Consider the following 202-nt stretch of genomic DNA (forward strand, 5'->3'; position numbering starts at 1 on the left):
GCATGCGGAGGGTAGTTATACTACTACGGGGAATCCTGATGATGATTTACAAGGAGATAGTGCGCATGCAGAAGGAACTCATACAACAGCGGAAGGAATCGCATCTCATGCAGAAGGAACTCATACAACAGCGGAAGGAATCGCATCTCATGCAGAGGGATCTAATACAGTAGCGAAAGGAATCGCATCTCATGCAGAGGGA

At 47.5% G+C, this 202-nt stretch carries 1 pseudogene; it reads left to right on the top strand.

Annotated features, from left to right (window positions below):
• A pseudogene (locus JDS99_RS31710) lies at window positions 1-202 on the top strand (peptidase G2 autoproteolytic cleavage domain-containing protein); the annotation flags it as partial.

The organism is Bacillus cereus group sp. N6, assembly GCF_016483705.1.
GTDB classification, from domain to species: Bacteria; Bacillota; Bacilli; order Bacillales; family Bacillaceae_G; genus Bacillus_A; species Bacillus_A wiedmannii.